Raw genomic sequence first — 14,308 nt, 5'->3', positions numbered from 1 at the left:
AAAGGGGTTCAGGCAACGTGTTTGGAAGGGTGGGAAACGGCATTGACGTCAGGGTTCTGCGCCAGGGCGACGAACTGGCCGGTACGTCCGTCGAAGGCATCGATGCGGCCGCTTTCGATGTCGTAGATCCAGCCATGCAGGCGCACGCGGCCCTCTTCCAGGGCCAGGCGCACCGAGGGGTGGGTCTGGATGTTGGCCAGCTGGGCGATCACGTTCTCGCGCACCATGGCCTCGACCTTGGCCTGCGGGCTGTGATGCTGGCGCGCCTCGTTGACCACCCGGGCGGAGTCGGCGTAGCGCAGCCAGCCGGCCACGGCGGGCATGTGGTCCAGGCACTTGCAGGTGGCGATGGCGGTCATGGCGCCGCAGTCGGAGTGGCCGCAGATGACGATGTCGGCTACCTGCAGGGCGGCGACGGCATATTCGACCGAGGCCGATACGCCGCCAGGCTCAGGGCCGTAGGACGGCACGATGTTGCCTGCGTTGCGGATGACGAACAGGTCGCCCGGCTCGCGCTGGGTGACCAGCTCAGGCACCAGGCGGCTGTCGGAGCAGGAGATGAACAGCGCCCGGGGGCTTTGCTGGGTGGCCAGGTCCTTGAACAGCTTGATCCGTTCGGGGAAGGCGTCGCGCTGGAACTTCAGAAAACCGTCGATGATGTCTTTCATGGCTGCTTGCCTCAATGTCGCGGTGTGTTGAGGCAAAGGTTACGTAGCGCATTACATAAGGTAAAAGTCTCATTTATGATGAAGCACATCAGATTATCTTATGGGAACAGTCATGCTTGCCCGGCACCTCCAGTACTTTCTCGCAGTGGCGCAACACCACAGCTTCACCCGCGCCGCAGCGGCGCTGCATGTCTCCCAGCCGGCGCTGTCACAGCAGGTCAGGCAACTGGAAGAAAGCCTGGGCGCGCAGTTGTTCGACCGTTCCGGGCGCAGCACGCGGCTGACCGATGCCGGGGAGGTCTACCTGCGCTATGCCAAGCGGGCGGAACAGGAACTGCTGGAGGCCAGGCGCGCCATCCATGACGTGGGAGATCTGAGCCGGGGATCGCTGCGGGTGGCAGTGACGCCGACCTTCACCACCTACCTGATCGGCCCGCTGGTCGAGGCCTTCCATGCGCGTTATCCGAACATCACCCTGAACCTGCGCGAAATCGCCCAGGAGCGCATGGAGGAGCTGTTGCAGGCCGATGAGCTGGATGTCGGCATCGCCTTCGATGAGGTCCACAGCCAGGACATCGACAGCCGTCCGCTGCTGGTGGAAACCCTGGCGCTGGTGGTCGGTCGCGCGCATCCGCTGGCTACTGCCCGCAGCATTGGCCCTCAGGCACTCAACGACGAGTCGCTGATCCTGCTCAGCGCCGAGTTCGCCACGCGCGAGCAGATCGAGCGTTATTGCCGCCAGCACGGCATACGCCCACGGGTGCGGATGGAGGCCAACGCCATTGGCGCAGTGATCGAAGTGGTGCGCCGCACGACCCTGTCGACCCTGCTGCCCGCCAACCTCGCCCTGGCCCATGATGACCTGACCGCCATTGCCCTGGACCCACTGCGCCTGCAGCGCACCGCAGTCTTGATGCAGCGCAGGGGCGCTTACCAGAGCGCGGCGGCGCGGGCTTTCAGCGAAGTGGCAACGTCAGTGGCGGCACGCCTGGAAACCGGCGACAGCGCAGCCGGTATTCAGCTCAGCTGAGCGATCAACACCGCATTGGTGTAGATCAGGCTGCCATCACTGGCCCGATGCCCGACCAGATGGAACTGGCCACGCTCGTCGTCACTCAGGTAGACGCGCAGGCGGCAGTCCGACAACGGGCCGTAGCCCTCGGGCAGCACCAGGTTCAGGCTGTCCATGTCGACATCCACCATCGCCTCGGGCTCGTGGCTCTGTTGCAGGCGTTCCTCGGCCTGCTCCAACTTGCGGTGGTTCACGCCCTGGATGTCGAAGTGAATGTCACCCACCGGGGTGGACCTGCGATCACCCTCACCTTTGAACCAGCCTTCGATCGTCAGCGTACTCATGGCGAGTCCTCATGCTGTGGAGCATTTTCGATCACTGCTGATGGGGTTGACCCTGGCGTGGCCGGGAATGTTCCAATCGTTCGCCCAGGCGCTCAGGCGCCTTGCGCCAAAGCCGCCTCCATTGCCCTGGCCTGCTCCCGCAGCGCTTGGCAGAACGGCTCCAACACCGCTGATGCGGGCCGCAGCTCGGGCCGGATCAGCATCACCTGGTACGGCACCGACAGGCTCAGGCGGCGGATCGCCAGCCCAGCCTGCCCCGCTTCCAGCCCGCTCAGCGGATTGATGATCGCCACCCCCAGGCCCTGGCGGACCATGGCGCACACCGAGGCGGCGCTGGTGGTCTCGATGATCGTCCGCCGGTTCACGCCGGCCTCGCGAAAATGCAGGTCGAGTTGCTGCCGGTAACTGTCCAGGCTGGCCAGGTTGATGAAGTCGACTTCGTGGAAGTCCTGCAGCTGGAGTACCGGCTTGGCCAGCAGGGGGTGCTGCGCGGGCAACACGCAGACCATGTCGGCACTGAACAACAGTTCGCCGACCGCGCCCCGCGGCACTTGCGCGGTCTCGGTCAGGCCGAGGTCGTGCTGTTGGGCGACCAGCGACTCCTCCAACAATGGCGACTCCTGGGCGGTGATGCTCAGGCTGACCCCGGGATGGTGCTGGTGAAACGCCTTGCAGGCCTTCGGCAGCAGGGTTTGCGAGAACAACGGCAGGCAGGTGATGGCCAGCCGGCCCTGCTCGAAATTGCGGATGGCCTGGGCGAAGCGGTCGATGCGCTCGAGGCCGACGAAGGCACGCTCGACTTCCTCGATCAGCAGCAAGGCCTGGGCACTGGGCACCAGGCGCCCGCCTTCGCGCTCGAACAGGCTCAGGCCGGTGACCTGCTCCATGCGCGCCAGCTCGCGGCTGACCGTGGGCTGCGAGGTGAACAGCAGGCGCGCGGCGCCAGTGACACTGCCGGCGGCCATGATGGCGCGGAACACTTCGATATGACGGATGGAAAGTCGCATGGCTGAGACAAGACCTGGGCGTGACCAGAAATCTGGAGGGGTTTCGACATATCAAATATGAATTGCCTTCAGAACAATAGCTATTTTTCTGAATCACCAAAACTGCCTCACCATCGGCGTATCCAAAACAAGGAACGCCACCATGACCACCACCCTCCTGGCCGACGCCGTCCGCCAGCACGGCTCGCCGCTGTGGGCCTACGACGCCCAGACCATCCATCAGCGCATCGACCAGCTCACCCAGCACTTCGACACCGTGCGCTTCGCGCAGAAGGCCAACCCCAACCTGCATGTGCTGCGTCTGATCCGCGAACGCGGCCTGGTGCTCGATGCTGTGTCGCTGGGCGAAATGGAACGCGCCTTCGCCGCCGGGGCGTCGGTGGGCGGCGAACCGGCCGGCGTGGTGCTGACCTGCGACGTGCTGGACCAGCCGACCCTGGCGCGGGTGGTGGAGACCGGTATCGAGGTCAACGCCGGCTCCATCGACATGCTCCGCCAGCTCGGCGAGCGCTCCCCCGGCCACCGGGTGTGGCTGCGCATCAACCCCGGCTTCGGCCATGGCCACAGCCGCAAGACCAATACCGGCGGCGAGAACAGCAAGCACGGCATCTGGCACGAACAACTGCCCGAGGCGCTGGCCTGCGTAAAAGAACACGGCCTGCATCTGGTGGGCGTGCACATGCACATCGGCTCGGGGGTGGACTACCAGCACCTGGAGCAGGTGGCCAGCGCGATGGTCGGGCTGATCGGCCGCCTGGGCATGGATATCGAGGCCTTCTCCATCGGCGGCGGTTTGTCCACGCCCTACCGCGACGGCGACCAGCCGGTTGACCTGCAGCGCTATGCCCGCACCTGGGCGGTGGCGCGTTCGGAGATCGAGGCGATGCTCGGCCACCCCGTGCGCATGGAGATCGAGCCGGGGCGTTTCCTGGTGGCCGAGTGCGGCTACCTGGTGGCCGAGGTGCGCGCCGTCAAGCAGATGGGCGACCGCCACTACATCCTGGTCGATGCCGGCTTCAACGACCTGATGCGCCCGGCGATGTACGGTGCTTATCACCGCATGAGCCTGTTCGATGCCGTGGGGCACCCAGTCAATCGCCCCCTGCAACCGACCGTGGTGGCCGGGCCGCTGTGCGAGTCCGGTGATGTGTTCACCCAGAACGACGAGGAGCTGATGCCCCAGGACCTGCCCCAGGCCAAGGTGGGCGATCTGCTGGTAATTCACGACGCCGGGGCCTATGGCGCATCGATGTCGTCGAACTACAACAGCCGACCGTTGCTCCCGGAGTTTCTGCTCGAACAAGGTAACCTGCGGATGATCCGTCGACGGCAGAGCGTGCAGGAGCTGCTGGCCCTGGAGTTATCCGTGTAACGCGATGGGTTTGTGGGGGCGAGCCCGCTCCCACAACGGCGGGCGTCAAGCCGGTGTCACCAGACGGTACCCCACGCCCGGTTCGGTAATGATGAACCTGGGCGCCGTGGGGTCATCCCCCAGCTTCTGCCGCAGGTGCCCCACCACGATGCGCAGGTAGTGGGTATCGTCGACATGGGTCGGCCCCCAGATATCCTTGAGCAGTTGCTGCTGGGTGATCACCCGCCCGGGGTGCCCGGCCAGTTGCGCCAGCAACGCATACTCCTTGCGCGTAAGCGCCACCTCGACGCCCTCCAGGGTCACCTTGCGATAGGCAAAATCCACCACCAATGGCCCAAAGCTCGCCGCCGACGTGGCTGCCCCCACCTGGGGCGCCTGGCGCAGCAACGCCCGCACCCGGGCGAGGAATTCCTGGATACCGAAGGGCTTGGTCACGTAGTCGTTGGCCCCGCCGTCAAGCGCATCGACCTTCTGTACTTCGCTGGCACGCACCGACAACACCATCACCGGTACCGTGCTCCATTCACGCAGTTCGCGCAGCACCTGCTGGCCGTCCATGTCCGGCAGGCCGAGGTCGAGCACCACCAGGTCGGGCTTGTTCAGGGCGGCCTGGGCCAGGCCCTCGCTACCGGTGCCGGCCTCGATCACCTTGTAGCCCTGGGACGCCAGGCTGATACGCAGGAACTTGCGGATCTGCGGCTCGTCGTCGATGACCAGCAGGGTGGCGGCTTGGCTCATGGGGCTTCACTTTCGGTGTCGGGTTGGGTCGGCAGCGGCAAGCATAGAGTGATGCGGGTGCCGTGGCCATCGATGCCATCGTCGACCAGGATGCGCCCGCCATGGGCACCGATCATGCCCTGGCAGATCGCCAGGCCCAGGCCGGTGCCCTGCCCGCCCCGATCGCCGCGGGCGGCGGTGTAGAACATGTCGAAGATCTTTTCGCGCTCGTCCTGGGGGATGCCGGGGCCCTCGTCGGCGACCGCGAGGCACAGCTGTTCGTCGTGCACCGAGACCTGCAGTTGCAGCCGACCGTTGGCCGGGGAAAAGCGCGCGGCGTTTTCCAGCACGTTGATCAGCGCCTGCTCGATCAGCGCCGCGTGCACGAACAGCAGCGGCAGCTCGGGCGGGACTTCGGTGTGCACGCGCAGGGGCGCCAGCACCACGCGCAAGCGGTTGAGGGCGCTGCCGACGATATCGGCCGGGGCTACCCAGTCGCGGGCCAGCTTGAGCGTGCCGTGGCCCAGGCGGGTCATGTCCAGCAGATTCTGGATGTAGCGATCCAGGCGCTCGGCTTCGTTGCGAGTGCCTTCCAGCAGCTCGCGGCGATCGTCCGGGGGGATGGCGTCGCCCAGCGCCAGCAGGCTGTCGATACTGCCGCGCATCGACGTCAGCGGCGTGCGCAGGTCATGGGAGACCGAGGCGAGCAAGGCGCTGCGCAGTTGCTCGGTTTCACCATGCAGGCGGGCGGCTTCCAGTTGTTCGCCCAGGCGGGCGCGGGCCAGGGCCTGGGCCAGGGGCTGCGCCAGGGCCATCAACAACCGACGGCGCGGATCACTCAGTGGTTCGCCGTCGCGGGGGCGGATGCCGAGCAGGGCCAGGGGCTGTTCCTCCACGGCCAGCGGCCACCACCACCAGCGGCCGTGGGGCAAGGTGTCACTGCCAAAGCCCGCGGCCTGGCCATGTTGCCAGGCCCATTCGGCGGCGGCGCGTTCATTGTCGGTGAAGGCTGGCGAGCCACCGCTGGCCACCTGCAGCAGGCCGTCGGCACTGCGTTCGAGCAGACACACCTGCACGCCCTGCCAGCCATCCATATGCTGGCCGGCAGCGCTGAACACCGCCTGGCGGTCGGTGGCCACGGTCAGGCGACGCGACAGATCGAGCAACTGGCGGGTCTCTGCCTGGGTCTCGCGCAACGCCTGCAACTGGCGGCGCTGGCGCGCGGCGAGGTTGCCGGTCAGCGCGGCCATCAGCAGGAAGAAGACCAGGGTCAGCACGTCCTCTTCGCGCTGGATGGCGAAGGAGAAGTTCGGCGGTATGAACAGGAAATCGTAGGTGAGGAACGACAGCGCCGCGCACGCCAGGGCCGGCCCCAGGCTGCTGCGCACCGCCACCAGCAGCACGGCGGCGAGGAACACCAGGGAAATGTTGGGCAGCGCCAGCACGCTCGACACGGCCCAGGCCAGGCCTGCGGCCAGCAGCGTGGCGACCAGCGCCAGCACATAATGGCGCCACACCCATACGCGCTTGACCGCCGTGCGCGCCGCTGGCGGCTGGGCGTCGCGGTCGAGCACGTTGATCTCCAGGCCGTGGCTCTCACGCAGCAGGCGGGCCGCCACGCCGGCGCCGAACAGGCGCCGACGTAACAGGTCACGGGACTGGCCCACCAGCACCAGGCTGGCGCGGCGCTCGGCGGCGTGCTGGATCAGCGTGCGTGCCACTTCGCCGGCGCGCAGCAGCACCACTTCGCCGCCAAGGCGCTCGGCCAGTTGCTGGGCGGCCTGCAAGCGATGGCGGGCCGTTTCGTCACGCAGGCGGCCGTTGTCGACGTGGACCACGCTCCATGGCAGATGGCGACGCTGGGCGACGCGACAGGCATGCCGCACCAGGCGTTCGGCCTGCTCGTCGCCATCGATGCCCACCAGCAGCCGGCCGCGCAGGGCCGGGGCTTCCTGGCCGCGCTGGCGGTAGCCGCTGGCCAGGTCCGCGTCCACCTGGGCGGCGGCGGTCTGCATGGCCAGCTCGCGCAGGGCGGTGAGGTTGGTCTGGGAGAAATAGGCCTCGATGGCGGCTCGCGCCTGCTCGGGCACGTAGACCTTGCCCTCGCGCAGGCGCTCGAGCAGCTCGCGCGGCGGCAGGTCGATCAGCACCAGTTCGAAGGCTTCCTGCAGCACCCAGTCGGGCAGCGTCTCGCGCACCTGCACGCCGGTGATGTCGCGGACCTTGTCGTTGAGGCTTTCCAGGTGCTGGACGTTGACCGTGGTGTAGACGTCGATGCCGGCGGCGAGCAGTTCCTGCACGTCCTGCCAGCGCTTGGCGTGGCGGCTGCCGGGGGCGTTGGTGTGAGCCAGTTCGTCGACCAGCACCAGCGGTGGCGCGGCCTTGAGCAGGCCGTCGAGGTCCATTTCCTCGAGCATCACGCCGCGGTATTCGCTGCGCAGCAGGGGTTGTTGGGGCAGCCCGCCGAGCAGGGCTTCGGTCTCGGCGCGGCCGTGGGTCTCGACCACTCCGGCTACCACTTGCACGCCCTGGCGCTGCTGGGCGTGGGCGGCCTGGAGCATGGCAAAGGTCTTGCCGACCCCGGGCGCGGCGCCGAGGAACACCTTGAGCCTGCCGCGGCCTTCGCGGGGCAGGCCGGCCAACAGCGCGTCGGCGCGGGTGGGGTTACTCATGCTTCATCCTTCAAAATGTAACGAATGAGGGCCTGCCGGCGATGGGCCGCAAAGCGGCCCCGGCTTCAGTGGCTCGGCGCAAGGCGTTCAAGCGCCTGGTTCAACGCCAGCACATTCACCACCGGCGGCCCGACCAATGGCCGCAGGGTGGCCCCATTCACCAACCCTTGCAAGCGCTCCTCCGAGACCTGCCGCGCCGCCGCCACACGCGGCAGCTGGTAGGCGATCGCCTCGGGCGGCAGGTGCGGGTCCAGCCCGCTGCCGGAGGTGGTCAACAGCGCCTGGGGCACCGGCCCCTGCTGCGCCTGGTACTGCTGGGAGGCGTCAGTCTTGACCCGTTCGGCCAGCGCCGGGTTGCTCGGCGCCAGGTTGCTCGCGCCGCTGGCCACGGTGGCATAGGCGCCCGCCGAAGGCCGCGACTGGAACCAGCCGTCGCCCTTGAATTCCTGGGCGATCAGCGCCGAGCCGCGCACCTGGCCACGGTCATCGCGCACCAGGCTACCGTTGGCCTGCTCAGGGAAGGCGACCTGGGCGATGCCGGTCACCGCCAGGGGATACAGCGCGCCGGTGACCACGGTCATCAGCAGGACCAGGCTCAGGGCCGGGCGTACATAAGCGGTCATGTCAGTCTCTCCTCAGACCAGGTGCAGCGCAGTAAGCAGCATGTCGATCAGCTTGATCCCGGCGAACGGCACGACAATGCCGCCCAGGCCGTAGATCAGCAGGTTGCGCCGCAGCAAATGGGCGGCGCTGGCGGCCTGCACCCGCACCCCACGCAGCGCCAGGGGGATCAGCACGATGATGATCAGCGCGTTGAACACGATGGCCGAGAGGATCGCGCTCTGCGGGCTGGCCAGGTGCATCAGGTTGAGCACGCCCAACTGCGGGTAGATGGCGGCGAACAGCGCCGGCAGGATGGCGAAGTACTTGGCCACGTCGTTGGCGATGGAGAAGGTGGTCAGCGCGCCGCGGGTGACCAGCAGCTCCTTGCCCACCTGCACCACGTCCAGCAGCTTGGTCGGGTCGCTGTCCAGGTCGACCATGTTGGCGGCCTCGCGGGCCGCCTGGGTGCCGTCGTTCATGGCCATGCCGACATCGGCCTGGGCCAGGGCCGGCGCGTCGTTGGCACCGTCGCCGCACATGGCCACCAGGCGCCCGTCGTTCTGCTCCTGGCGGATCCGCGCCAGCTTCTTCTCCGGGGTGGCCTCGGCGAGCACGTCATCGACGCCCGCCTCGGCGGCGATGGCGGCGGCGGTCAGCGGGTTGTCGCCGGTGACCATCACAGTGCGGATACCGAGCTTGCGCAGTTCGGCGAAGCGCTCGCGGATACCGGGCTTGACCACGTCCTTGAGGTGGATCACGCCGAGCAGGTGCTTGTCGACGCACACCAGCAGCGGAGTACCGCCGCTCTGGGCGATGCGCTCCACTTCACGGGCCAGGGCCGTGGGCAGCTCCAGGCGTTGCAGGCCGCAGAAGGCCAGCACCGCGTCGACGGCGCCCTTGCGGTAGCGGCGCTGCTGAAAATCGATGCCCGACAGGCGCGTCTCGGCGCTGAAGGCGATGGCTTCGTACTGGTTGCTCGCAGGTTCCGCGAAATCGTGCAACTGGCGCAGGTACTCGACGATCGACTTGCCTTCGGCAGTGTCATCGGCCAGCGAGGCGAGCAAGGCGCCCTCCCCCAGCTCCTTGGCGGTCACCCCGGAGGCTGCGTGCAGGGCGCTGCAGCGACGGTTGCCGAAGGTGATGGTGCCGGTCTTGTCGAGCATCAGCGTATGCACGTCGCCTGCCGCTTCCACGGCGCGGCCAGAGCGGGCGATCACGTTCAGGCGCACCAGGCGGTCCATGCCGGCGATGCCGATGGCCGACAACAGGCCGCCGATGGTAGTGGGGATCAGCGTCACCAGCAGCGCGGCGAGGAAGATCAGCGGCAGCTCGCCGCCGGCGAAGCGGGCGAACGGCTGCAGGGTCACCACCACAATCAGGAAGATCAGGGTCAGGCCGATCAGCAGGATGTCGAGGGCGATCTCGTTGGGGGTCTTCTGCCGCTTGGCGCCTTCGACCAGGGCAATCATGCGGTCAAGGGTTGACTCGCCGGGGTTGCTGGTAATGCGGATCAGCAGCCAGTCGGAGACCAGGCGGGTGTTGCCGGTAACGGCCGAACGGTCGCCGCCGGACTCGCGGATCACCGGCGCGGACTCGCCGGTGATGGCCGCCTCGTTGACCGCGGCGATGCCTTCGAGCACCTCACCGTCGCCGGGGATCAGCTCACCGGCCACCACGCGCACCACGTCGTCCTTGCGCAACTGGGTGGCGGCGACGGTCTCGAACGTACCGTCGCTCTTGCGGCGCTTGGCGGCCAGGCCCTGGCTGCCAGCCTTGAGGCTGTCGGCGCGGGCCTTGCCGCGACCTTCGGCGAGGGCTTCGGCGAAGTTGGCGAACAGCACGGTGAACCATAGCCACACGGTGATCTGCACGGCCACTGAAGTGCTCACGCCACTTTCAGGGGCAAAGCAAAGCACGGTGGTCAGCATGGCAGTGAGGGCCACCACCAGCATCACCGGGGCGCGCCTGAGCTGGCGCGGGTCGAGCTTGACGAAGGCCTGCACCAGCGCCGGGCGCCACAGGGCGGCGAAACGGGTCTGGTCCTTGGCGCTATGACGCGCCTTCACTTCGGGAATGGGCATGTTCATGGTGTGTTCCTCAGAAACCCAGGCTCAGGTGTTCGGCAATCGGCCCCAGGGCCAGGGTCGGCAGGAAGGTCAGGCCACCGACCAGCAGGATGGTCACCAGCAGCAGCGTGGTGAACAGCGGGCCGTGGGTGGGGAAGCTGTTCAGGCCTTGCGGCGCGCTTTTCTTGGCCGCCAGGCTACCGGCCAGGGCCAGCACTGGCAGGATGTAGCCGAAGCGGCCGATCAGCATGGCCAGGCCGATCATCACGTTGTGGAACGGGGTGTTGGCGCCGAAGCCGGCGAAGGCCGAGCCATTGTTGGCGGTGCCGGAGGTGTAGGCGTACAGCAGTTGGCTGAAGCCGTGGGCGCCGGGGTTGGTTACCGCGCCGGCAGGCCCAGGCAGGCTGGCGGCGATGGCGCCGAGCACCAGCACGCCCACCGGCATCACCAGCAGGGTCGCCACCAGCAGTTGCACTTCACGGGCCTGCAGCTTCTTGCCCAGGTATTCCGGGGTGCGGCCAATCATCAGGCCGGCCAGGAACACGGCGATCAGCACGAACAGCAGCATGCCGTAGAGGCCGGCGCCGACGCCGCCGAAGATCACCTCGCCAAGCATCATGTTGACCATCGCCACCATGCCGGTCAGCGGGTTGAGGCTATCGTGCATGGCGTTGACCGAACCGTTGGAAGCCGAGGTAGTGGTCACCGTCCACAACACCGAACCTGTGGTACCGAAGCGGCTCTCCTTGCCTTCCAGCGGCGCGCTCTGCTGCACCTGGGCGCTTTCCAGGGCCGGATTGGGTTGATGCTCCGACCACAGCGCGGTGCTGCCGCCGATCAGGAACAGCGCGAGCATGCAGGCGATGATCGTGCGGCTCTGGCGCAGGTCCTTCACGTAGTGGCCAAAGGTGAATACCAGGGCCACCGGGATCAGGATGATCGAAGCCACTTCGAAAAGGTTGCTCCAGGCCGTGGGGTTCTCGAACGGGTGCGCCGAGTTGACGCCGAAGAAGCCACCGCCGTTGGTGCCCAACTGCTTGATGGCGATCTGGCTGGCGGCTGGGCCCAGCGGGATGGTCTGCTCGGTGCCTTGCAGGGTCACGGCGTGGACGTAGTCGGCAAAGGTCTGCGGCACGCCTTGCCAGACCAGCAGCAGCGCCAGCACCAGGCACAGCGGCAGCAGGCCGTAGAGGGTGGCGCGCGTCAGGTCGACCCAGAAGTTGCCCAGGGTATTGGCCGAGCGACGGGCAATGCCCCGGCACAGGGCGACCAGCACGGCCAGGCCGGTGGCGGCACTGACGAAGTTCTGCACGGTCAGGCCGATCATTTGCGTCAGGTAGCTGACCGAGGCTTCACCACTGTAGGCCTGCCAGTTGGTATTGGTCATGAAGCTGACCGCAGTGTTGAACGCCAGCGACCACTCCTGGCCCGGCAGGTGCTGCGGGTTCAGTGGCAGCGAGCCTTGCAGCAGCAGCACGGCGAACAACAGCAGGAAGCCCGCGAGGTTGAAGGCCAGCAGCGCCAGGGTGTACTGCTTCCAGCCCTGCTCCTGTTCGGCGTTCACCCCGGCCAGGCGGTAGCAGCCCTGCTCCACCGGGCCGAGGACGGGAGACAGCCAGGTACGCTGGCCTTCCATCACCTTGTAGTAGAAGCGTCCGAGCCAAGGCGCCGGCAACAGCACGATGGCGAAGAACGCCAGCAGCAGCAGGTAATCGTAACTGTGCATGGTCGCCCCTTAGCCGCGATCGGCGCGCAGCAGCGCCACCAGCAGGTAAACCGCCAACGCCACCGCCAGAAGCAGTGACAGCCCGTCGAGCATGTACATGTGCAATCTCCCCTAGTTGCGGCGTGAAGGCCGCTTTGGGGAAATTGTCCGAGGGAGGGGCGTAAAGGGGCGAGATGGGGGGTGGGGTCAGGGCATAAAGAAAGCGTAAAGATCGCTGATGTATCGCGGGGCAAGCCCGCGATGGATATCAGCGCTGCGGCGTGTGCTGCGCGGTATTGCGGCTCCAGTCCAGCAGCAGGCTGTACCCCACCGCCAGCAAGGTCGGCCCGATGAACAGCCCGATGAAGCCGAACGCGATCAGGCCGCCGAACACCCCGAGCAGCACGATGACCAGCGGCAGGTTACCGCCGCGGCTGATCAGGTACGGCTTGAGCACGTTGTCCACGCCGCTGATGATGAAGGTGCCCCAGACGCCCAGGAACACCGCCATGCCGTAGTCGCCCTTCCACACCAGCCAGGCGGTGGCCGGTATCCACGCCAGCGGCGGACCCATGGGGATCAGGCTGAGCATGAAGGTCACCAGGCCCAGCACGATGGCCCCCGGCACGCCGGCGATCAGGAAGCCGATCAGTGCCAGCAGCGCCTGGGCGGCAGCGGTGCCGATCACGCCGTTGACCACCCGCTGTACGGTGCCGGCGACCAGGTCGACGTAGTACTCGGCGCGCTCGCCCACCAGCCGTTGCAGCAGGCGGTGCACGAACGCCGCCAGGCGTGGCCCGTCGCGGTAGAAGAAGAACACGAACACCAGGCTCAGGGTCAGCTCCAGCACCCCGCCGCCGATCTGCGCGCTGCGGGCCAGCAACCAGTTGCCGACCTGCCCCAGGTACGGCTTGGCCGAGGCCAACAAGGCCGCGCCCTGCTGGTCGAAGGACTCCCACCAGCCAACCAGGCGCTCGCCCACGAACGGGATCCCGGCCACCCAGGCGGGCGCGTCCGGCAGGCCATCGACCTGCACATCGCGAATGAACGCGGTGGCATCACGCACATGGTCGGCCAGGTTGAACCCCAGCCACACCAGCGGCATGGCCACCAGCAGGATCCACACCGTGGTCAGCAGGCTCGCGGCGAGGGTTTCGCGGCCGCCCAGCACGCGGGTCAGTAAGCGCATCAGCGGCCAGCTGGCGAAGGCCAGGATGGCGCCCCACAGCAGCGCCGAGATGAACGGCGCCATCACCCACAGCGCGGCGCCCAGCAGGGTCAGCAGCAGGATCTGGATCAACAGGCGGTCATTGTTGGCCATGGTGGCGCTCACTCAACGGATCAGTTCCAGGTGCAGGCCTTCGGTCGGGGCGTCGCCCACCTCAAGCCGGGCACTGCGCACGCCGGCCTTGACCAGTTGCTCGCGCCAGGCTTCGGCGCCCTTGCCGCTGAGGCTGGCGCGCAGGGTGCTGTCGAGGTTGAGGCTGCGGGCCAGCAGCGTCGCCCAGGCGGCCTGGGGCTCGGCCAGGTCAGGGTAGTCGAGCTTGCCGGTGTCGCGCAGCTCGCGCAGCACCGTGGCGGCGGTGGGCAGCAGCTCGCCCAACGGACTGCCGGCGACGAACTCCTCGACATGCAGGTAGGCGCGGCGATTGCCGCGAGTCACGCTGTACAGCGCCACCAGGGTGTCGGCTTCTTCGGCGGAGCGGCGCAACAGGATGAATGCCTGCTGCTCGTCACCGCCGTTGAGGCGGGCGTTGGCGAACACGTCGTTGGCCCACAGGCTGGCTTCGCCGCAGTCGCGGCCCTGGCACCAGAACAACGGGTAGCCACCGTCCTGCTGCAACGCTTCGCGGGCGCTGGTGAAGGCTTCGCGGGCGCTGCGCTCGACCGGCAATTCGTAGGTCACGGAGCTGACCTGGCCACGGCTCTCGACCTTGTCCTCGACCCGTAGCCGGCCGCTGATCTTGCGCAGCGGGCCCATGGGATAGACGCGTTCCTGCTCCACTGCCGGGCGTTGGTCGACCACCTTAGCGTCTGCGGGTACCGGCAGGCTGCCAGCCCAGAGCAGCGGGCTGGCAATGGCGAGGCACGCGGCGATGGCGCCGCGAACGAAAACAGGTGCGCTCATCGACCGCCCTCGCA

Annotated in this window: 13 protein-coding genes; 2 read left to right on the top strand and 11 right to left on the bottom strand. The window is 67.4% G+C overall.

All coding sequences use genetic code 11. From position 1 onward, the window contains the following. Positions 1 to 8: 8 nt before the first annotated feature. Complete coding sequence (locus tag ACODS9_RS15645) at positions 9 to 668, bottom strand: carbonic anhydrase (RefSeq protein ID WP_489094238.1); 660 nt, start codon at positions 666 to 668, stop codon at positions 9 to 11. Between the two features lie 112 nt (positions 669 to 780). Between ACODS9_RS15645 and cynR the strand changes: the two genes are divergently transcribed. Then, positions 781 to 1,698, top strand: coding sequence for a transcriptional regulator CynR (cynR, locus tag ACODS9_RS15640; RefSeq protein ID WP_489094237.1), 918 nt, complete (start codon positions 781 to 783; stop codon positions 1,696 to 1,698). On the opposite strand, the gene ACODS9_RS15635 is transcribed toward cynR, so the two are convergent. Further along, the gene (locus ACODS9_RS15635; RefSeq protein ID WP_046854794.1) at positions 1,686 to 2,024 is read right to left on the bottom strand and encodes a hypothetical protein; all 339 of its coding nucleotides are present in this window, start codon (positions 2,022 to 2,024) and stop codon (positions 1,686 to 1,688) included. The genes cynR and ACODS9_RS15635 overlap by 13 nt on opposite strands. 92 nt (positions 2,025 to 2,116) lie before the next feature. Then, on the bottom strand, positions 2,117 to 3,031 hold the full coding sequence (locus ACODS9_RS15630; RefSeq protein WP_401111061.1) for a LysR family transcriptional regulator: 915 nt from the start codon (positions 3,029 to 3,031) through the stop codon (positions 2,117 to 2,119). A gap of 142 nt (positions 3,032 to 3,173) precedes the next feature. On the opposite strand from ACODS9_RS15630, the gene lysA reads away from it, so the two are divergent. Then, complete coding sequence (gene lysA, locus ACODS9_RS15625; protein ID WP_489094236.1) at positions 3,174 to 4,403, top strand: diaminopimelate decarboxylase; 1,230 nt, start codon at positions 3,174 to 3,176, stop codon at positions 4,401 to 4,403. 45 nt (positions 4,404 to 4,448) lie between these two features. On the opposite strand, the gene ACODS9_RS15620 is transcribed toward lysA, so the two are convergent. The 8 genes from ACODS9_RS15620 to ACODS9_RS15585 all read right to left on the bottom strand — a co-directional run bounded on the left by ACODS9_RS15620 (position 4,449) and on the right by ACODS9_RS15585 (position 14,294). After that, entirely contained in the window at positions 4,449 to 5,141 is a 693-nt protein-coding gene (locus ACODS9_RS15620; protein ID WP_046854791.1) for a response regulator, read from the bottom strand. Further along, positions 5,138 to 7,792 carry a DUF4118 domain-containing protein gene (locus ACODS9_RS15615; RefSeq protein ID WP_489094235.1) on the bottom strand — a complete coding sequence of 885 codons (2,655 nt, stop codon included), beginning with the start codon at positions 7,790 to 7,792 and terminating at the stop codon, positions 5,138 to 5,140. The genes ACODS9_RS15620 and ACODS9_RS15615 overlap by 4 nt, the downstream gene beginning before the upstream one ends. Before the next feature lie 65 nt (positions 7,793 to 7,857). Beyond that, the gene (gene kdpC / locus ACODS9_RS15610; protein ID WP_489094234.1) at positions 7,858 to 8,415 is read right to left on the bottom strand and encodes a potassium-transporting ATPase subunit KdpC; all 558 of its coding nucleotides are present in this window, start codon (positions 8,413 to 8,415) and stop codon (positions 7,858 to 7,860) included. Positions 8,416 to 8,427: 12 nt separating this feature from the next. Continuing rightward, complete coding sequence (gene kdpB / locus ACODS9_RS15605) at positions 8,428 to 10,482, bottom strand: potassium-transporting ATPase subunit KdpB (protein ID WP_046854788.1); 2,055 nt, start codon at positions 10,480 to 10,482, stop codon at positions 8,428 to 8,430. Between the two features lie 10 nt (positions 10,483 to 10,492). After that, positions 10,493 to 12,187, bottom strand: a complete 1,695-nt coding sequence (kdpA, locus tag ACODS9_RS15600; RefSeq protein ID WP_489094233.1) for a potassium-transporting ATPase subunit KdpA — start codon at positions 12,185 to 12,187, stop codon at positions 10,493 to 10,495. A 9-nt stretch (positions 12,188 to 12,196) separates the two neighbouring features. Further along, positions 12,197 to 12,286 carry a K(+)-transporting ATPase subunit F gene (gene kdpF / locus ACODS9_RS15595; protein WP_011534724.1) on the bottom strand — a complete coding sequence of 30 codons (90 nt, stop codon included), beginning with the start codon at positions 12,284 to 12,286 and terminating at the stop codon, positions 12,197 to 12,199. A gap of 148 nt (positions 12,287 to 12,434) precedes the next feature. Next, positions 12,435 to 13,487, bottom strand: coding sequence for an AI-2E family transporter (locus ACODS9_RS15590; RefSeq protein ID WP_046857716.1), 1,053 nt, complete (start codon positions 13,485 to 13,487; stop codon positions 12,435 to 12,437). A gap of 12 nt (positions 13,488 to 13,499) precedes the next feature. Then, positions 13,500 to 14,294 carry a DUF4892 domain-containing protein gene (locus tag ACODS9_RS15585; RefSeq protein WP_367858337.1) on the bottom strand — a complete coding sequence of 265 codons (795 nt, stop codon included), beginning with the start codon at positions 14,292 to 14,294 and terminating at the stop codon, positions 13,500 to 13,502. Between the last annotated feature and the right edge of the window lie 14 nt (positions 14,295 to 14,308).

Source organism: Pseudomonas sp. FG36 (genome assembly GCF_057809275.1).
This window is presented reverse-complemented; position numbering and strand designations above follow the sequence as displayed.